The sequence below is a fragment of the Conexibacter woesei Iso977N genome, assembly GCF_000424625.1.
GTDB lineage: Bacteria > Actinomycetota > Thermoleophilia > Solirubrobacterales > Solirubrobacteraceae > Baekduia > Baekduia woesei_A.
Genome location: NZ_AUKG01000001.1, coordinates 589,910 through 607,457, shown reverse-complemented (window position 1 = coordinate 607,457; position 17,548 = coordinate 589,910). Strand labels below are relative to the sequence as shown.

Genomic DNA, 17,548 nt, shown 5'->3' with positions numbered 1-17,548 from the left:
CGGTGGCGCCGCTGATGCGCGCGGTCGTCGTTGCGCTCGGCAAGGTCGGGTTGCCGCTGGCGGCGCGGATCGCGCTGGCCGGTCATCACGTTGTCGGCGCTGATGTCGACCCCCGCGTGGTCGAGTTGGTCAACAACGGCGAGGCGCCGTTCCCGAACGAGGCCGGGCTGCCGGAGGCGCTGGCCGAGACCGTGGCGGACGGGCGGCTGCGCGCGGTGAGCGACACCGCGGCCGCGGTCGCCGAGGGCCCGGACCTGGTGGTCGCCGTGCCGCCGCTGGTCGTGGACTCCAGCGCGCGCCCGGACTGGGGTGTGCTCGACGCGGTCGTCGCCGACATCGGGCGTGGGCTGCAGGCCGGCACCACGGTGTCGATCGAGACGACGGTCCCGGTGACCACGACGCGCGCGCGGGTCGCGCCGGCGCTGGAGGCGGCGTCGGGGCTGAAGGAGGGCGTCGACTTCCACGTCGTCTTCTCGCCCGAGCGGATCTTCAGCGGCCGTGCGATCGCCGACCTCGACAAGTACCCCAAGTTGGTCGGTGGGCTGAGCGCCGCGGGCGAGGCGCGCGGGATCGAGTTGTACGCCTCGTTCCTGGACGCGGAGGTCCGCGGGCTCGGGAGCGCCGAGGCGGCCGAGCTGAGCAAGCTCGCCGAGACGACCTACCGCGACATCAACATCGCCTTCGCCAACGAGCTGGCGCGCTACTCCGACGAGCTCGGCATCGACGTGCTGAGCGTCATCGACGCCGCCAACTCGCAGCCCTACTCGCACGTGCACCGCCCGGGGATCGCGGTCGGCGGCCACTGCATCCCGGTCTACCCGCGCTTCCTGCTGGCCGGCGACGCCGACGCGCGCCTGCCGCTGCTCGCGCGCGAGATCAACGAGCGGATGCCCTCCTACGCCGCCGACCTCGCCGGCGACGTGAGCGGCAGGACCGTCCTGATCCTCGGGATCGCCTACCGCGGCGGCGTCAAGGAGACCGCGTTCTCCGGCGCCTTCGCGCTGCGCGACGCGCTGACCGGTCGCGGCGCCGTTGTTGTCGCACATGACCCGATGTTCACCGCCGACGAGCTGCGCGGCCACGGCTTCCGGCCGTGGGACGGGACGTCGGAGGTGGACGTCGCGATCGTCCAGGCCGATCACCACGCCTACGAGACGCTGACCGCTTCCGATCTCCCCGGCGTCCAAGTTGTCGTCGATGGCCGCGGCGTCATCGACGCGGCGCGCTTCACCGGCGTGCCGGTCCGCCGCATCGGCCGCCCGAACGACAGCGGCGCCGACCCCGGCTCCGACATCGCGCCGCGCAGCTAGGCGCGGCGCAACGCGTCGATCGCTGCCACAACCCGCTCCCCAGCGTGGCCGTCGCCGTAGAGCTGCGGGCGCTCGGCCGGCGGCGCGGTCTGCAGCGCCGTGAGGGCCGCTTCGCGGTCCAGGTCAACCAGGACGTTCCAGCCGGTCTCGATCGTCTCGACCCACTCGGTCGTGTCGCGCAGCGTCACGCAGGGGACGCCCGCGAAGTAGGCCTCCTTCTGCACGCCGCCGGAGTCGGTCAGCACGCGGCGGGCGTTGGTCAGCAGCGCGGTGAAGGCCATGTAGCCGAGCGGCGGGGCAAGGCGTACATGTTCGGCCTCGGCCAGCTCGTCGAGCCAGCCGGCGGCGTCGAGGCGGGCGCCGGTTCGGGGGTGCAGCGGCAGGACGAGCGGCTCGTCCACGGCCAGGATGATGTCCACCAACCTGCGCAGCCGGTCCGGGTCGTCGACGTTGCCGGCGCGGTGCGCGGTGCAGAGCACGAACGCGCCCGGCTCGACGCCCGCGTCGCGCAGCGGCCGCGTCTCGGCCTTCGCCCGCGGCTGGAACATCATCGACACGTCGACCATCACGTCGCCGACCAGGACGACCTCGCCCGCGACCGCCTCGCGCTCCAGGTTGCGCAGCGCGGTCTCCGACGGCACCAGCAGCAGGTCGCTCAGGTGGTCGGTCAGGACGCGGTTCAGCTCCTCCGGCATCCGCCGGTCGAACGAGCGCATCCCGGCTTCCACATGCACGACGGGGATCTGCGCCTGCGCCGCGGCGAGGCCGCCCGCGACCGTCGAGTTCGTGTCGCCGTAGACGAGCACGACATCGGGTTCCTCGTCGGCCAGCAGCGGCCCGATCGCCGCCAGCATCCGCGCGGTCTGCTCGGTGTTCGTCCCGCCCGCGATGTGCAGCTGGTGCTCGGGCCGCGGCACCTGCAGCTCCTCGAAGAAGATCGCGCTCAGCTCATCATCATGATGTTGGCCGGTGTGCACGATGACCTCGTCGTGCGCCTCGCGCAGCAGCCGCGACACCGCCGCGGCCTTGACGAACTGCGGCCGGTTGCCGATGACCGTGACGATCTTCATCAAGCGCCGAGCTCGTCGGCGACGTGCGCGGCGAACGCCTCGCCGGCGGCGAGCGTCACCGGCCCGGGCAGCGCACCCAGGTCGATGTCGTCGATCGCCACCACCGCCTGGACGTCGCGCGTCGTCGAGGCCAGGAACGCCTCGCGCGCACGCCCCAGCGACTCCACCGTCACGACCTCCTCGCGCGCGCGGTCGCCCAACACGGACAACAACCGCCGGCGCGTGATCGAGTCCAGGATGTGGTCGCTCAGCGGCGGCGTCACCACGGTCTCCCCGTCGAAGGACACGAAGAACGCCGACGTCGGCGCCTCCAGCACGCGGCCGTGCGGCGTGACGAGCAGCGCCTCGGTCCCGCCGCGCTCGACCGCGATCCGCGTCGCCAGCATGTTCGAGCCGTAGGACAAGGACTTGATCCCGTCGAGGATCCGCGTCGGGACGTACTCGACCGTCACGAGCTTCAGCGGCGGCTTCGCGTCGGGCGCGACGACCGGCTCGACGATCCCGATCCGCCGCCCGCCGCGCGTGACCATGAAGCGCACCGACGCGGTCGCGGTCGGCCCGGCCGCCTCGATCAGCGCGCGCAGCTCGCGCTCGACCGCGCCGAGGTCGAGCTCCAGGCGCAGGTTCTCGGCCGACGTCGCCATCCGGCGCAGGTGGTCCTCGAACGCGAACGGCTGCCCGTCCTTGACCGCGATCACCTCGAAGACGCCGTCGCCGCGGATCAGCCCGAGGTCGGTCACGCCGATCGACGCCTCCGCCGCCGGGAGGATCGTGCCGTCGAGGATCGCCAGGGCGTCGTCAGTGGGGCCGGCCATGCGCCCCATTCAAGCGGATCAGGCGGTGGTGACGGTCTCGACGCGCTCGGCCGGCAGCGTCAGCCGCGCCAGCGTGCCGCCGCCGGGCGCCGCCTCCAGCGCCACGGTCCCGCCGTGGGCCTCGGCGACCTGGCGCACGATCGCCAGCCCGAGGCCGGATCCCGGCCGCCCGCGCGCGTTGGCGCCGCGGTGGAAGCGGTCGAAGACGTGGGGCAGATCCTGCGGGTCGATCCCCGGCCCGTGGTCGCGCACGGTGAGCGCGCCGTCGTGCAGCGCGACCTCAACGCGCGCGCCGTCCGGCGAGTGCTTGGCCGCGTTGTCGAGCAGGTTGTTGATCGCGCGCGCGAGCCGCTCGGGCGCCCCCTCGACGACCGCCGGCTCGGCGTCGAGCGTGAACTCCAGGCCCGGCGCGTGGCGCCGCGCGCGCTGCACGGACTCGTAGAGCAGCCGGTCCAGCCGGACGTCCTCGACCGCCGGGTCCGGGACGTCACCGCGCGCGAGGTCGATCAGGTCACCGATCAGCGCGGTCAGCTCCTCGGCCTGCTCGACGACCTCGCCGGCGATCTCGCGGCGGTCGTCGTCGGGGACGACGTCGGCGTCGCGCAGCATCTCGGCGTTCGTGCGCAGGGACGTCACGGGCGTGCGCAGCTCGTGCGACGCGTCGGCGACGAGCTGGCGCTGCGCGGCCAGCGACTCGGCCAGCGCGCCCTGCGACTGGGCCAGCTCGTGCTCGGTCGGCGCCGCGACGGGGCGGCTGAGGATCCGCGCGAGCAGCGCGGCGAACGCGGTCCCGAGGACGGTCAGCAGCACCAGGACGATCCGCAGGCGACTGAGCGCGCGGTCGACCGAGGCCAGCGAGCGGGCGATCTGGACGGCGCCACCGGCGGGCACGCCGACCGTGATCATCCGGACGTGGACGCCGTCGGCGTGCGTGTCCTCCAGCGCGCGGCGCTTGGTCCCGGACTTCGCGATCGCCTTGACGGTCGGCGTGATCGGCAGCTTCGGCTCGGTCGAGCCGATCGGGCGGCGGGAGACGCCGGTGGGCCCGACGAACTGGAAGTACGCCTGCGCGGCGCCGGTGCGGCGCTGGGGCTGCGGGATCCGGCGCGGCGGGCGCGGGTCGGCGGCGTTGAGGCCCGGCGCGCGCGCGGCCTGCGAGGCCTGCTCGCGCAGCGAGTCGTCGATCTGCCCGCGCAGCTCGTTGCGCATGACGATGAAGCAGACGACCGAGGCCAGGACCAGCGTGGTCCCGACGACCAGCGCGGACATGAGCGTCACGCGCCGGCGCAGGGTCATGCGGGCTCCTCGCGCAGGATGTAGCCGACGCCGCGGACCGTGTGCAGCAGGCGCGGCTCGCCGTTGGCCTCGGTCTTGCGGCGCAGGTAGCCCATGTAGACGCCAAGGACGTTGGAGGTCGCGCCGAAGTCGTAGCCCCAGACCTGCTCGAAGACCGTGCTGCGCTCGAGGACCTGGCGGGGGTGTCTGAGGAACAGCTCGAGCAGGGCGTACTCGGTGCGGGAGAGCTCGAGGCGGCGGTCGCCGCGCCAGACGTCGCGGGTGGAGGGCTCGAGGCGCAGGTCGCCGAAGCGCAGCTCGTCGGCGGGGCCGTCCACGCGTCTGAGGAGCGCTCGCAGTCGCGCCTGGAGCTCGCGGAGCGCGAACGGCTTGACGAGGTAGTCGTCGGCGCCGGCGTCGAGGCCCGCGACGCGGTCGTCGACGGAGTCGCGTGCGGTCAGCATCAGGACCGGCGTGCGGTCGCCGGCGGCGCGCATCCGGCGGCAGGCCTCCAGGCCGTCGAGCAGCGGCATCGAGACGTCGAGGACGATCGCGTCGTAGCGCGCGGCGGCCACGCGGTCCAGCGCCTCCTGCCCGTCCTGGGCGAGATCGACGTCGTACCGCTCGAGGTTCAGCGCCCGCGACAGGGAGTTGCGGACGGCCAGCTCATCGTCAACGACAAGAACGCGCATGGACACGAGGGTGCCGACGGTAGCTGGGAAGTCTCTGAGAAGCCGAAGAGCGTTCGCTGTGCTGACGCCCTCCGGGGTAGTTCGATGGACGTCGTACAGTGGAGGGATGTCGTCGTCCCGTGTTCCGCTGTCGGTCCTCGACCTCGCGCCGATCCGCGAGGGCTCCACGCCGGACGTCGCGCTGCGGCAGTCGCTGGAGCTCGCGCCGGTCGTGGAGGCGCTCGGCTACGAGCGGATCTGGGTGGCCGAGCACCACAACATCGCGGGCGTGGCGTCGTCGGCCACAGCCGTGCTGATCGGCGCGCTGGCCGATGCGACGTCGCGTATTCGCGTCGGCTCCGGCGGGATCATGCTGCCCAACCACGCGCCGCTGGTGATCGCCGAGCAGTTCGGGACGCTCGCCGCTCTGCATCCCGGGCGGATCGACCTCGGGCTCGGGCGCGCGCCGGGCACCGACCACGTGACCGGCTGGGCGCTGCGGCGCAACCCGCAGGGCGGCGTCGAGTTCGACGCCGAGGTCGCCGAGCTGCGCGGGTTCCTGGCGCCGGCGGTCGACGGCGCGCGGGTGCGGGCGATCCCGGGCGAGGGGTCCGAGGTGCCGGTGTGGATCCTGGGCTCCTCGACGTACGGCGCGGCGCTGGCGGCGCAGCTCGGGCTGCCGTTCGCGTTCGCCTCGCACTTCGCGCCGCGGTTCCTGTTGGAGGCCGCGCGGCTGTACCGCGAGCAGTTCGTGCCGTCCTCGTCGCTGAGCAAGCCCTACATGATGGTCGGCGTGACGCTGATGGCGGCCGACACCGACGCGGAGGCCGAGCACCTCTTCACCTCGACGCTGCAGAAGTTCACCGGGATGCTCCGCGGCGAGCGGCGCGGGACGCTGCCGCCACTGGACAACGTCGACGCCTACTTCCGGCCGGGCGAGCGCGAGGCGCTGGACGCGCAGATGCTGAGCGAGGCGATCGTCGGCGGCCCCGAGCGCGTCGCGACCAAGTTGGAGTCCTTGGTGGCGCGCACCGGGGCCGACGAGGTGATCGTCGCGACCGACGCCTATGACTTCGCCGCGCGCGTCCGGTCCTACGAGGTGCTCGCCGCGACCTGGGGGATCACCGCCGGCGCGCGCGCTGGGACCAACAGCGCGATCGCCGCGCCGAGCAGCGCCATCCCGGCCGACGTGCCGAGCGCGGGCGCGAAGCCGTCCGTGAACGCCTGAGGCGACGCGTAGGACCCGGCGCCGGCGAAGACCGCGACGCAGATCGCGATCCCGAAGACGCCGCCCAGCTCGCGCAGCATCGAGTTCACGCCCGACGCCTTGCCGATGTCCTGCGGGCCGACCGCGCCGGTCACCGCGTTCATCACCGCCGGGAAGGCCATCGAGACGCCGGCGCCGGAGATCATCATCGGCGGGATCAACTTGATGTACTCGAGGTCGGGCTGGGCGAGCAGCGCGATCCAGAGGAACCCGGCGCCCTGCAGCGTGAGGCCGCCGACGAGGAACGGGCGCTCGCCGAACTTGTCCACCAACTTGCCCGCGACGGGCGCGATGAAGAACAGGGTCGCGGTCCAGGGCAGCAGGCGCACGCCGGACATCAGCGGGTCCTGGCCGAGCCCGACCTGCTGGAACTGGGCGAAGAAGAAGACCGAGCTGAACAGCGCGGCGACGAGCAGGAAGTTCGCCGCGTTGGCCGCGTTGAACGCGCGCACGCGGAACAGGCGCGGCGGCAGCAGCGCGGCGTCGCGCTTGCGCAGCTGGACGACGACGAACGCGGCGAGGAACGCGGTGCCGGCGGCGAAGCTGGCCAGCACCTCGGCGCTGCCCCAGCCGGCGTCGTTGCCGCGCACGAGGCCCCAGACGATCCCGAGCGCGGAGAGCGTGACGAGCGCGGCGCCGGGAACGTCGATCCTGGCGGCGGAGCGCTCGTCGAGGCGCTCCGGAATCTTGGCGAGCACAAACGGCGCGGCGATCAGGCCGATCGGGACGTTGAGCCAGAAGATCCACGGCCAATCGATGCCTTGGGCGACCGCGCCGCCGATCACGGGGCCGGACGCGACGCTCAGGCCGGTGAGGCCCTGCAGGACGCCGATCGCCGAGCCGCGGCGCTCGGGCGGGAAGGCCGCGCCGACGAGCGCGAAGGAGAGCGGCATGACGAACGCGGCGCCGACGCCCTGGAGCGCGCGGAAGACGATCAGCGCCCCGACGCTGGGGGCCAGCGCGCAGGCGGCGCTGGCGAGGCTGAACACGACGAGGCCGACGGCGAACATGCGGCGGCGGCCGAAGCGGTCGCCGATCGCCGAAGCGGGCAGCAGGCAGACCGCGAACGTCAGGTTGTAGGCGTTGACGGTCCACTCGAGGTCCTCGACGGAGGCGCCGAGGTCCTGGCGGATGCTGGTGAGGGCCGTGGAGACGACCAGCGTGTCGAGCGCCACCATGAACGAGGCGAGCGACGCGAGGCCGAGGACCCAGCGGAGGGTTCGGGTGGTCATGCGGGGTTGGACGCGTGGGGTCGCGTGAACTCACCGATGGGTTTCGGGCGGTCGTGGCGTCTGTAGGTGCATGAGCGTTGTTGGCGTGGCAGACGAGCGCGCGCTGGTTGCGGGCGCGCAGGCGGGTGACGAGCGGGCGTTCCGGGCGCTGGTCGACCCCTACCGGGGCGTGCTGGAGGTGCACGCGTACCGGATGCTGGGGTCGCGCCACGACGCGGAGGACGTGGTGCAGGAGACGCTGCTGCGCGCGTGGCGGGCGCTGGACCGGTTCGAGCGCCGGGCGAGCGTCTCCACGTGGCTCTACCGGATCTGCACGAACGCGTGCCTGGACGAGATCGAGCGGCGGCCCCGCCGCGGCGAGCCGCTGGCGGTCGACCCGTTCCCGGACGCGCTGCTGGAGCGGGCGGTGGGCGTCGCGCCGATCGTCGATCCGGCGGCGCGCTACGCGGCGCGCGAGGGCATGGAGCTGGCGCTGCTGACGGCGATCCAGCGGCTGCCCGGGCGCCAGCGGGCGGTGCTGATCCTGCGCGACGTCCTGGGTTGGACCGGGCCCGAGGTCGCCGAGCTGCTGGAGACGACCGTGGCGGCGGTCAACGGCGCGCTCCAGCGCGCGCGGGCGACCGTGGAGTCCGTCGTGCCCGCCCGCTCCTCTCGCGACATCCGCCGCGCGGCCGATCGCGAGTTGTTGAACAAGTACATCTCCGCCTGGGAGCGCAACGACATCGACGCGCTCGTGGCGCTGCTGCGCGACGACGCCGTGTTGTCGATGCCGCCCCAGCGCGCGCTGCACGGCGCCGCGGCGATCCGGGAGTTCTGGCTCTCCTACACCTGCAGCTTGGGTCAGCCCACCGCCTTGAAGGCTCTCCCCGCCTGGTCCAACGGCGCGCCGGCCGTCGCGTTCTTCCGCCCCGACGGCACCCCCCACGTCCTGCTGGTCCTGGCCGAAGGCTCACCCCTGACCAAGATGTACGCCTTCCCCGTGGCGGACCTACACCCGTTCCTTCAACGCACCTAGCTCCTCGACCACCGTCGTCGCCCGGAACTCGACGACGTCATAGGCAGCGACCCCCTCGCGCGTGAACGGATCGCTCGCGATGACCTCATCCAGCTCATCCCGATCCATCTGCCGAGCCAAGATCACACCGCCATCCCGCGGCACCCTCGGCCCCGACACCAAGAACCGCCCCACCTCGTACTGCTCTGCGACCCACGCCATATGCGCATCCCGAACCCGATCGACTTCCTCGAGCGGCATGATGTAGGTCAGCGTCAGCACGTACATGGTGTTAGACCATAACCAGCGCGACCATCCCAGACGTCACGAGCGAGGGCGCCGCCCGGGACGCGCGCGCGCAAGGTCCAACACGTCAGCAGTCTCGGCATCTGCGACGGCCGCGTCTCCCGCCTGGGCTTTGCGATACCGGAGCACCAACTCGGCTAGCTCCTTCGAGTCTTCGGTCGAGTTCAAGATCAACGCGCCCACGATGTCGTGTCGATACGCGGTCACGCCCTCTTCATCAACGATCTCCACCAGACGATCGAGGCGTTTCGATATTGGCGTCGGCAGCTGGAACCCGGTCTGGCGACGTTCGCACTCTCGCAGAGGAGTGTTCGGCGGGATCTGCTGACGCCGAGGCATACGCGAAGGATATCTACGTCCGAACCATAACTTATATTTGTTCTATGTCTCATGGAGTCGACGACCTCGCAGACGACCTCCATGCGATGGCGACGTTCCGCAACGGTGAGCGTCTCGCCAACGCCGCACGGGAGCTGGCCCGCCATCTACCTCAGGGGCCCCTCCACCTCATGAGCTCGTCACTCGAGGGAATCGCGCTCTGCGGTGCAGCGTGCGCAGTGGCCGGTCGACGTGACATTTCGTGGACCACGCTCAACATCGTCGGAATTCGACAAGCGGCGACGGCTCAAGTCGTTGTTGTAGAACCCATCAACCCTGGGGCCGGTTGGTGCGAGTCGGTCGTGGGCCTCTACCCGGACGCAGTGCTGTACTTCGCATACGGGTCGATCGCTGAACTAGCCGCATAGCGACTCAGCGCCGCTCCCGCGCGACAATGGCAGCTGCCACCGCCTGAAGCTCGTCCGCGTCGGACGGGGGCTCAGCCAGGAACGTCTCCGCAATCTTCGCTGCGGCCAGCGGGGCTTTGCGTTCTCCGTCGGCAAAGCTCGCGAAGCTATTCGGGTGGACTTCGTCCACGACTGACCCGGCCCGTCCCGCGCACGCCAATACGACCCCCTCCGCACGCGCCGTCGTCGCAACGACGTCTCGCCCAGCCATCTGCATGTTCTGCGATCGCAGTGCTACCAACGCCGGATGAGCGCGCAGCAGGGTGTCCACAGAGTCGGCTAGTTCAGCCAGGGCGCGCGCTGGATCTTCGGACGGAGCCGTGATGACTTGGGTCCCGCACAGTTGGTTGCCGTCGACGCGCACCAGCGTGACCCGATGTGCGCTTTTCAACACTCGTGCATAAACGCCGATGACGTCGGCCATATGGCGCATCATTCCCCCATGGCCGGCGTTACGTTGCCGTTAGTCCTAGACGATCGGTTCAAATGCCATAGCGAGCTTGGGTTTGGCACGTTCGGCTTTGTATTGGCCGCATACGACCATCACCTAGCAACCGATGTCGCTGTAAAGCTCTTCGATCGCGGCGTAGTGCTCACCGATGTTCTCCGTGAGGCTCGTTTGCACAGTCAACTGAGCGCGCATGCGCATGTGGTGTCGATTCGCGAAGTGCGTATCGCACCGCCGCGACCGTTCGTCGTCATGCGACTTATGCCAGGAGGCTCGACGCAGGCCCGACTCGACAGTGGCTTGGTTGGCCCTCTCGACGCGGTGCGCTGGGTACGATCCGCTCTCGACGGGCTTGCTCACGCCCACGATATGGGTGTTCTTCACCGCGACGTGAAGCCTGGGAACCTGCTCCTCAACGAGATGGGCGAAGCGTCCCTTTCGGACTTCGGTATCGCCGAGCAAACGGTGCGAGCGAACCTCGCTGTCTCGACCTACACGCCGCACGCAGCGCCAGAGATGCTGCGGCGGTCGCCGAGCAGCGAACAAACCGACGTCTGGGCGATGGGATGTTCCCTATACCGCTTGCTGAGCAACGACGAATGGCCGTTCGCCAACCCAGCCGCGATCGTGTCGGGCAGGCACGTTCCGGTACATCAACACAATCCTCAGATACCGCTGGCCCTCTCGCGAGTGGTCGACACTGCTCTTGCTCGCGATCCAGCCGATCGCTTCGTTTCTGCGCGCGTAATGGCAGAGGCGTTGAGACGAGCCCCCGTCCGTGCCCAGTGGACCCGCGAAGAAGCCCCCGACCGACTCGAGCGATGGACTGCACGAGGCAACGATGGCGATTACTCCCTCGAGGTCGCAGAGCGGCCGCGGGCTGGAGACTTCGAGGTCACCGTCCGTCGTGATTCCGGATCCGGTCCTCGCCGTCGCTACCGAGAACGCTACGCGACGGAGGCCAGGGCCCTACAACGCCGATCGACACTCCTCCGCCGTCTGGTTGAGAATGATCACCTCTGACCACAGCGCCGAGACGTTCGAGAACGACACAGGTTCCGCGGATTGTTGCGTACAAACGACAGAGGCCCGGTCGTCAGACCGGGCCTCGAAGCAGTGCCCCCACTAGGAATCGAACCTAGAACCTTCGGATTAAGAGTGGCCCCGAAGCAGCGGAAGTACGGTCAAGAAGCGGGGAGAGCGTAGCGGCTGGAGCGGTTGCGTGGGGGTTGTTTGGGTGGGTTGGGGACATGTCCCGGGACACCCGTCGGCACGCCGCGGCCGACCCGTCACACAGAGGCACGCACGCGATCCTCCAAGGAACGCAGTTCGGGGCAGCGGCTCTTCATCGCGTTGTAGCGCGTGCATGCCTGCGCTGCGAGCGTCTTCCGACCTTCCGCTGGCTCCCCGTCCACGCCCTTCGAACGCGCAAAGGGCAGGTAATAGCTGTCCTTTGGATCCCGATGATCCCGAACCGCTTGCCACGTCCAATCAACCGGCAGGGTATGGCCACCAAGCACCCACACCTCGATCTCCTGCCACGCCTGTTCCGCCAGAAACACCCGGTTCGGATACTCCGAGGCGGCTCGTTCTTCGAGGTTATCCAGTCTTTGCCGCCGGCCTTGTTCGCCGTCCCGGTCCACGCACAGCAAGAAGACATCCACCATGCCGCGGTAGCTATCAATGATCTCGTCGAGGCGCTCCCATTTCATCGCCTGACTAACGCCACCGAGCAAAGGATCCGTGCACACGCGCACCTTGGCGTTCGGCTTCCCGATGGCGCCCATCATCGCCTGGACAATCGGCTTCAGCATGTACTGGTCCTTGCGGAAGTCCTCCGGAATGACTAGCACTCTCACGAAGCAGCTCCGCGCGTTGAGTCTTCCGCAACATCTTCCTCGTCTGCCGCGAAGCTCGCGGCGTCCTCCAACCATCCTGCTGCGTGAAGCCGAGCGAGATCCTGCTCCTCGAGCACCCGCCGCGCGTCTGGAAGATCCAAAACTCGAATTATCTGCGCAGTCGCGCTGTCCTCCAACCGGTACACCAGGGACGCGTGCTCGAGAGCATCTCCGCTGAGCTGTCCCAACAGCTGCGGAGAATGAGATGTCGCCACGAGCTGCCGCCCCCCTCGCCGGACGCTCCGCTCGATCAGGTCCAACAGCAGGAACAGCCGATTTGGGTGAATGCCATTCTCAAGCTCCTCGAAGAAATAGAGGTCAGCTGGCTCGGGCCCGAGGAGTGCGGCGATCATTGCGAGGAATCGCAGTGTGCCGTCCGAAGCACTTACGGCTGAGATTCGTCGACCATTGGCTTCGGTTAGATGAAGCAGAACGCGCCCCTGCGCATCGGGAACGAACTCAAAGCGCTGAGCGTCCATCGGCGTCAACTCCCGAACCCACTCGGCGAGCACCGACTCCTGCGCCGGGTCCGCAGTGATCGCTTGAAGGACCGACGAGAGATTCTCGCCCCGATCTCCGAGAACGATCTGCCCGGGATACGACGCCTCTCTCATAGCGTCTGGATCTAGGTCCAGGAAGCGCATCGAGCTCAGGGCTTGGATGACGAGTCTCACGTGTTCTCGGACTGTCTGGGTGACTTCTGGGTGATCGAGAAGCTGCGAAAGCACTGGTGTCGTATTTGCAAAGTTCATCTGTGGACCGACAAAGCCCGCCTGCTGTCGCTTGCGCAGGCGGACGGCAATATGAAGCGCATCCGACTCATTAGGCGGATTAGAGTCGGGATGAGAGTCGAAGACGTATTGGCCACGACCAACCACTTCGAGCCGTTCCTCGATGACCTTCGGTCCACGCCGCTCGTCGGTGATGTCGACCTTGATCCGGTACTTAGCCTCGCGCTGACGTCCGCCGTCGTCGATTCCGAGGACGACGCCAATGGCGAAGGCGTCGACGCCGGGCGGCGTGACTTCGCGGGTGCCCCCGCGGATACCTCGCCACTGAAGCACGCCCCCCTCCACGTACTTCGCCCCAATGATCTCCGCGAGGCTGTAGCGCCGAGCCACTCCGTGAAGAAACCGGAAGGCGTCTCGCAGATTGCTCTTGCCTGAAGCGTTGGTCCCGACGAGAAGCGTTAGGGGCCCCACGTCGAGATCAGCCTCGGCGAAGTTCTTGAACGACTCAAGATGGAGGCTCGTGATCACAGTGGTCACCCTACTGCTGGGTCTCGATGGGTCTCCTCCCTTGGACCAACGGCCGCACGACTACCGGCAGGGTCCACTGGCGACCGGTCCGGGCGTTGACAGCAGCCGCGCCGGATCACTCTTCGATCCGCCGAGCCCTGACACCGGCGAGCCAGGTCTCGACGTCCGGGCGGTGGAACCGGCGATGTCGTCCGACGGGGATCGATGGCAGTGGGTTTTCCTGGCGTCGCGCGTATTCGTAGATGCTTGATCGGGGGACTGCCAGGAGATCGGCCACGTCTTGTGCTGTAAGAAGTCGTTGGTCCAAGGACAATGAGTTGGGGTCGCTCATGTATGGATGGCGAGGCTTGGTGGATCTTCCGGCTCTCGGTATGGATGGCGAGGCTTGGTGGATCTTCCGGCTCTCGGCTGCCGCTCGCCCCGCAGCTTGGAAATCCTGTCCCGGAGTGAGGCCGACCACCCGCTCTCACCATCGCTACGAAGTACATGGTGTGAGTGGGTGGTCGGGCTCGCGGAGGGGCTGGGAACCCATTGGCTGCGGGGTGAGCGGCGGCCGAGCCCGTCCCGCAGCAGGACGGGGTGCTGGACGGGTAGGGCCGCGCGCGACGGTGGGCCGCGGGCGGTCGATGTGCCTCGGCGACCCGCTCCCGGTCGATGCCCCGAACCGCGCTTCGACGGACGCGACGCTACGAGGTGGGTACCAGGACGGTCGGCGGTGCGATCTCGAAGGCGGCCGCGATGAGGCGGGCGTCTTCGGGGCGGGGGACGTAGTGGAGATAGCGCATGGTGGTGGCGACGTCGGCGTGGCCCATCCACTCCTTCACGCGGAGGATGTCGGCCTTGGCGATCGCGCGGGTGCCGAAGGTGTGGCGGAGGTCGTGGAAGCGGAGCGAGCGGAGGCCCGCGCGGTCGAGCGCGAGCTTGTAGCGGCGGCGAAGCGCGGAGCCGTCGAGGTAGCCACCGTGGTCGCCGAGGAAGACGAGCGAGTCGTCGGTTGCGGCGCCGCCGAGACGGGCGAGGGTCTCGGCGACCTGCGGCGCCATCGGGACGGAGCGGAGCTTGCCGCTCTTGGGTGTCGTCAGCGCCCCGGCGGCGTAGGAGGCGCGGACGCGGATGACGGAGCCGGCGAAGTCGACGTCGCGCCAACGGAGCGCAATCAGCTCGCCGCGGCGGAGTCCCGTGAAGGCGGCGGTGAGGTAGATGGCCGCGTCCTGCTCGGACTCGGCGGCGCGGACGAGGGCCATCACCTCCTCCGGCGAGAACACGTCGAGGTTGACCTGTCGAGGTTCGCGCATGCGCTCGATCTCCAGGACCGGGTTGCGCTGGAGTCCGAAGCGCTTCTGCGCGCGACGGAAGATCCCATTGAGGATCGTCAGCTGCTTGTTGCGCGTGCGGGCCGAGGTCGTCATCGACGCGCGCCATGCCTCGATGGTCGGCGCCGAGATGTCCTCCAACAACAGTGGCCCGAAGATCGGGACGAACACGCGCGAGACGGTGTGCCGGTAGTCGACCATCGTCGACGGCTTGCACGCGCGGTCCTCGACGCAGTAGCGGAGCCACTCGGAGGAGGCGCGCCCGAACGTGACGCCGGTGCGGACCATGCCAGCCAGCGTTCCGGCGTGCGCCTGGGCGAGCACATCGGCCAGCCACGCCTCCGCACCTCGGCGATTCACGAAGCCATCGGCAGGACGCCCCGGCCTTGTCCACGCCGGCGCGATCCGCTTCTGCACCTGCCGCCCATCGGGCAGCCGGTACTTCGCGTACCAGACGGGACCGGAGGCCCGATCGACTCTGAAGACGTGCCCGCTAATTGAGCGAGCTTGGGACAACCAGACGTTCGACACCAACAACCACCCCTTCGGGACATATCCGGGACATATCCGCTGCTTCGGGGATGGCGCGAGAACGAGAAAAGCCCGGCAGATGCCGGGCTTCTTCGAGTGCCCCCACTAGGAATCGAACCTAGAACCTTCGGATTAAGAGTCCGCTGCTCTGCCAGTTGAGCTATAGGGGCCGGGCGAGACAGGATAGCGGGAGGGGAGCTCCCGGCGATGCCTCGCGGAGCGGCTCGCTCAGCCGGTGGGCGACGTCGATGAAGGCGTTGTGGAGGAGGCTTGGAGGGCGGCTTGGGCGCGGGCGGCTTGGAGCTCGGCCTTGATCTGCTCCTTGTCGTCCTTGCCGGCGAGGGACAGGGCCTTCTTGCTCGCCAGCTCCGCTTTGCGGGTGTCGCCCGCCTGGTAGGCGAAGGACGCGTACTGCGTGTAGAGCGCCGCTGTCGGCTTCTGCGCGGCGAGGTAGACCTCGAACGCGGAGATCGCCTTGTCGGGCTCGTTGAGCCCGGTCTGCCCGTAGGCCTGGACCATCAGGACCGCGAGGTTCGGGTCCGGCTTCCTCGTGAGCGTCAGGTACTTGTTGTACGTCTGCTCGGTCTTGAGCAGGTCGTCCTTGCCCTTGTCGGTGAACGCCTGGGCGTTCTGGTCGTACCCCGACCCCGACCCGGCCTGCTGGAACCGGACGCGCGTCAGGTTCGACCACGCGGCGGCGTCGGTCGGCCTCAGCTGGACCGCCTTCTCGGCCTTCTCGACACGCTGCTTGAACACCTTGTCGGTGCTCGTGGAGCCGCTGTCGTTCTTGAACGCGTCGAGCAACCCACCGCCACCGGTTCCGGCGCCCACGCCGAACAGCACGAGACCGCCCCCGATGAGAAGGGCCAGTCCCACGTAGATCACTTGGACGGCACGCCGGCGTCCGCGTCCGCGGAGGTCGAACAGCATGCGCGTCAGTCTAGATCGTTCGGGCGTTCGCGCGACTCAACGTCCCCGGCGTATGCCGGTTCGTCAACATCGTCTTCATGTTCGGCGTCGTCATCGTCGTCTTCGCGGAAGCCCGCGAGGAAGTCGCCCCAGCGCGGCTCGCCCCTCGGCTCGAAGAACCTGCCGAGGATCAGCGACAGCTCGTACAGCACCACGAGCGGCGCCATCGCGATCAACATCGTGATCGGGTCCGGCGTCGGCGTCACGACCGCTGCGATGACCGCGAACAGGATCAGCGTGTAGCCGCGGTAGGCCCGCAGCTGCTTGACCGTGAGGATCCGCAGCCGCACGATCGCGATGATCCCGACCGGGATCTGGAACAGCACGCCCATCGCCGCCAGCAAGATGGTGCAGAAGCGGTAGTAGTCCTTGGCCTGGACGAGGATGTCGAACGCGCCGTCGTTGTAGTTCTGCAGGAACGAGACGGCCCGCGGGAGCGCGAGGAAGTAGCCGAACAGCACGCCCGCGATGAACAGGAACGGCACCAGCGTCATCAACGGCAGCGCAACACGTTTCTCCTCGCGGCTGAACGCGGGCAGGACGAACGCGTAGAGCTGGAACAGGATGAACGGCAGTGCCAGCAGCAGCGCCGCGTAGGCGCTGACCGTGATCGTCGTCAGGAACGGCTCGGTCACGCCGAGCGTCACCGGCTGGCGCCCCGACGACGCCTTCGGCGTCAGGATCGCGGCCTTCTGCGCCGCCACGGCGCTGGCCTGCAGCTGCTTGGCGGCCGTCACGGCCTGGGTCCGCGCGGCGGGCGACACGCCCCTGCCGGACGCGATCCCGTTCAAGGTCTGGGCCGCGCCGGTCAGCGACGGCACCGCCGTCTTCAGATACGCGCCGACCGCGGCGTCGAAGCAGCCCGACCGCTCGAGCGAGTCGTCGGCCTTGTGCGGCTTCTTGCAGTCCACGCGGTGGGCGTGGTCCAGCGGCTTGTTGATGAGGTCGAGAACGCGGTCGTTCTGCCAGTAGCAGACCGAGAACGTCACGATGAAGGCGACGATGCACAGGATGATCCGGGTGCGCAGCTCGTCGAGATGCTCGACGAGGCTCAGCCGCTCCTCGTGTGCGACGGGCCGGATGGCGGGCAACGGCTACCCGCCGGTCGTGGTGCGTTCGTCGTCGCGAGCGGCGGCCCTGGTCAGCTCGTCGTCGCGCGCGGCGGCCTTGGTCAGCGCAGCGCGCTCCGGGGCCTCGTCGACCTCGTCGTCGTCGCCCTTCCTCCCCTGGATCCCGTCCTTGAACTCGCGCATCCCGCCGCCGAGCTGACGGCCCAGCGAGGGCAGGCGCTTCGGCCCGAGGACAAGCAGCACGATGACAAGGATGATGATCAGTTCTGGCACGCCGAGCGGCATGAGTTCACAGCCTCCGTGGGGGGTCTCAGAAGGGTAACGCGACAGGCCCC

At 69.1% G+C, this 17,548-nt stretch carries 17 protein-coding genes, 1 tRNA gene and 1 pseudogene; 4 read left to right on the top strand and 15 right to left on the bottom strand.

Translation table 11 applies throughout. From position 1 onward, the window contains the following. Positions 1–14 precede the first annotated feature (14 nt). Complete coding sequence (locus H030_RS0103005) at positions 15–1,310, top strand: nucleotide sugar dehydrogenase (RefSeq protein WP_027005034.1); 1,296 nt, start codon at positions 15–17, stop codon at positions 1,308–1,310. Here the strand turns inward: H030_RS0103005 and wecB are convergent. Genes wecB through H030_RS0102985 form a run of 4 tightly spaced genes read right to left on the bottom strand, consistent with a single transcriptional unit; the run spans position 1,307 to position 5,162 of the window. Then, entirely contained in the window at positions 1,307–2,380 is a 1,074-nt protein-coding gene (wecB, locus tag H030_RS0103000) for a non-hydrolyzing UDP-N-acetylglucosamine 2-epimerase (protein WP_027005033.1), read from the bottom strand. The genes H030_RS0103005 and wecB overlap by 4 nt on opposite strands. Then, positions 2,380–3,195, bottom strand: coding sequence for an aminotransferase class IV (locus tag H030_RS0102995; RefSeq protein ID WP_051221554.1), 816 nt, complete (start codon positions 3,193–3,195; stop codon positions 2,380–2,382). Before H030_RS0102995 ends, wecB begins: the two co-directional genes overlap by 1 nt. Positions 3,196–3,213: 18 nt before the next feature. Beyond that, entirely contained in the window at positions 3,214–4,491 is a 1,278-nt protein-coding gene (locus H030_RS28790) for a sensor histidine kinase (protein ID WP_051221551.1), read from the bottom strand. Continuing rightward, complete coding sequence (locus H030_RS0102985; RefSeq protein ID WP_027005031.1) at positions 4,488–5,162, bottom strand: response regulator transcription factor; 675 nt, start codon at positions 5,160–5,162, stop codon at positions 4,488–4,490. The genes H030_RS28790 and H030_RS0102985 overlap by 4 nt, the downstream gene beginning before the upstream one ends. 106 nt (positions 5,163–5,268) lie before the next feature. Between H030_RS0102985 and H030_RS39995 the strand changes: the two genes are divergently transcribed. Next, positions 5,269–6,369 carry an LLM class flavin-dependent oxidoreductase gene (locus tag H030_RS39995; protein ID WP_419470646.1) on the top strand — a complete coding sequence of 367 codons (1,101 nt, stop codon included), beginning with the start codon at positions 5,269–5,271 and terminating at the stop codon, positions 6,367–6,369. Positions 6,370–6,410: 41 nt separating this feature from the next. Here H030_RS39995 and H030_RS0102965 read toward each other — a convergent pair. Then, a pseudogene (locus H030_RS0102965) lies at positions 6,411–7,640 on the bottom strand (MFS transporter); the annotation flags it as partial. 85 nt (positions 7,641–7,725) lie between these two features. Here H030_RS0102965 and H030_RS0102960 point away from each other — a divergent pair. Continuing rightward, entirely contained in the window at positions 7,726–8,655 is a 930-nt protein-coding gene (locus tag H030_RS0102960; RefSeq protein ID WP_027005028.1) for an RNA polymerase subunit sigma-70, read from the top strand. On the opposite strand, the gene H030_RS0102955 is transcribed toward H030_RS0102960, so the two are convergent. After that, positions 8,629–8,922, bottom strand: a complete 294-nt coding sequence (locus tag H030_RS0102955) for a YciI family protein (RefSeq protein ID WP_027005027.1) — start codon at positions 8,920–8,922, stop codon at positions 8,629–8,631. The genes H030_RS0102960 and H030_RS0102955 overlap by 27 nt on opposite strands. Before the next feature lie 768 nt (positions 8,923–9,690). Continuing rightward, complete coding sequence (locus tag H030_RS38135; RefSeq protein WP_035125791.1) at positions 9,691–10,149, bottom strand: hypothetical protein; 459 nt, start codon at positions 10,147–10,149, stop codon at positions 9,691–9,693. A gap of 18 nt (positions 10,150–10,167) precedes the next feature. Between H030_RS38135 and H030_RS38130 the strand changes: the two genes are divergently transcribed. Then, the gene (locus H030_RS38130) at positions 10,168–11,196 is read left to right on the top strand and encodes a serine/threonine-protein kinase (RefSeq protein ID WP_196808965.1); all 1,029 of its coding nucleotides are present in this window, start codon (positions 10,168–10,170) and stop codon (positions 11,194–11,196) included. Positions 11,197–11,462: 266 nt separating this feature from the next. On the opposite strand, the gene H030_RS0102935 is transcribed toward H030_RS38130, so the two are convergent. From H030_RS0102935 to H030_RS0102905, 8 genes are all read right to left on the bottom strand, one after another. Further along, positions 11,463–11,987, bottom strand: coding sequence for a hypothetical protein (locus tag H030_RS0102935; protein ID WP_051222433.1), 525 nt, complete (start codon positions 11,985–11,987; stop codon positions 11,463–11,465). 41 nt (positions 11,988–12,028) lie between these two features. Then, positions 12,029–13,330 (bottom strand): AAA family ATPase, encoded by a 1,302-nt coding sequence (locus H030_RS0102930; RefSeq protein ID WP_027005022.1) that lies wholly within the window; start codon positions 13,328–13,330, stop codon positions 12,029–12,031. A gap of 115 nt (positions 13,331–13,445) precedes the next feature. After that, positions 13,446–13,661 (bottom strand): helix-turn-helix domain-containing protein, encoded by a 216-nt coding sequence (locus H030_RS40605; protein WP_081690456.1) that lies wholly within the window; start codon positions 13,659–13,661, stop codon positions 13,446–13,448. 355 nt (positions 13,662–14,016) lie between these two features. Then, complete coding sequence (locus H030_RS0102925; protein WP_027005021.1) at positions 14,017–14,931, bottom strand: tyrosine-type recombinase/integrase; 915 nt, start codon at positions 14,929–14,931, stop codon at positions 14,017–14,019. 340 nt (positions 14,932–15,271) lie between these two features. Then, a tRNA-Lys gene (locus H030_RS0102920) sits at positions 15,272–15,344 on the bottom strand. 58 nt (positions 15,345–15,402) lie between these two features. After that, positions 15,403–16,104, bottom strand: a complete 702-nt coding sequence (locus H030_RS0102915) for a hypothetical protein (protein WP_027005020.1) — start codon at positions 16,102–16,104, stop codon at positions 15,403–15,405. Positions 16,105–16,109: 5 nt separating this feature from the next. After that, positions 16,110–17,234 carry a twin-arginine translocase subunit TatC gene (tatC, locus tag H030_RS36145; RefSeq protein ID WP_027005019.1) on the bottom strand — a complete coding sequence of 375 codons (1,125 nt, stop codon included), beginning with the start codon at positions 17,232–17,234 and terminating at the stop codon, positions 16,110–16,112. Between the two features lie 3 nt (positions 17,235–17,237). After that, positions 17,238–17,498 (bottom strand): Sec-independent protein translocase subunit TatA/TatB, encoded by a 261-nt coding sequence (locus H030_RS0102905; RefSeq protein WP_027005018.1) that lies wholly within the window; start codon positions 17,496–17,498, stop codon positions 17,238–17,240. Positions 17,499–17,548 lie beyond the last annotated feature (50 nt).

Bases quoted from the DNA above. Each gene is read 5' to 3' on its own strand.
- H030_RS0103005 (WP_027005034.1), top strand. From the start codon at position 15: ATGCGCGCGGTCGTCGTTGCGCTCGGCAAGGTCGGGTTGCCGCTGGCG.
- wecB (WP_027005033.1), bottom strand. From the start codon at position 2,380: ATGAAGATCGTCACGGTCATCGGCAACCGGCCGCAGTTCGTCAAGGCC.
- H030_RS0102995 (WP_051221554.1), bottom strand. From the start codon at position 3,195: ATGGCCGGCCCCACTGACGACGCCCTGGCGATCCTCGACGGCACGATC.
- H030_RS28790 (WP_051221551.1), bottom strand. From the start codon at position 4,491: ATGACCCTGCGCCGGCGCGTGACGCTCATGTCCGCGCTGGTCGTCGGG.
- H030_RS0102985 (WP_027005031.1), bottom strand. From the start codon at position 5,162: ATGCGCGTTCTTGTCGTTGACGATGAGCTGGCCGTCCGCAACTCCCTG.
- H030_RS39995 (WP_419470646.1), top strand. From the start codon at position 5,269: ATGTCGTCGTCCCGTGTTCCGCTGTCGGTCCTCGACCTCGCGCCGATC.
- H030_RS0102955 (WP_027005027.1), bottom strand. From the start codon at position 8,922: ATGTACGTGCTGACGCTGACCTACATCATGCCGCTCGAGGAAGTCGAT.
- H030_RS38135 (WP_035125791.1), bottom strand. From the start codon at position 10,149: ATGGCCGACGTCATCGGCGTTTATGCACGAGTGTTGAAAAGCGCACAT.
- H030_RS38130 (WP_196808965.1), top strand. From the start codon at position 10,168: ATGGCCGGCGTTACGTTGCCGTTAGTCCTAGACGATCGGTTCAAATGC.
- H030_RS0102935 (WP_051222433.1), bottom strand. From the start codon at position 11,987: ATGCTGAAGCCGATTGTCCAGGCGATGATGGGCGCCATCGGGAAGCCG.
- H030_RS40605 (WP_081690456.1), bottom strand. From the start codon at position 13,661: ATGAGCGACCCCAACTCATTGTCCTTGGACCAACGACTTCTTACAGCA.
- H030_RS0102925 (WP_027005021.1), bottom strand. From the start codon at position 14,931: ATGGTCCGCACCGGCGTCACGTTCGGGCGCGCCTCCTCCGAGTGGCTC.
- H030_RS0102915 (WP_027005020.1), bottom strand. From the start codon at position 16,104: ATGCTGTTCGACCTCCGCGGACGCGGACGCCGGCGTGCCGTCCAAGTG.
- H030_RS0102905 (WP_027005018.1), bottom strand. From the start codon at position 17,498: ATGCCGCTCGGCGTGCCAGAACTGATCATCATCCTTGTCATCGTGCTG.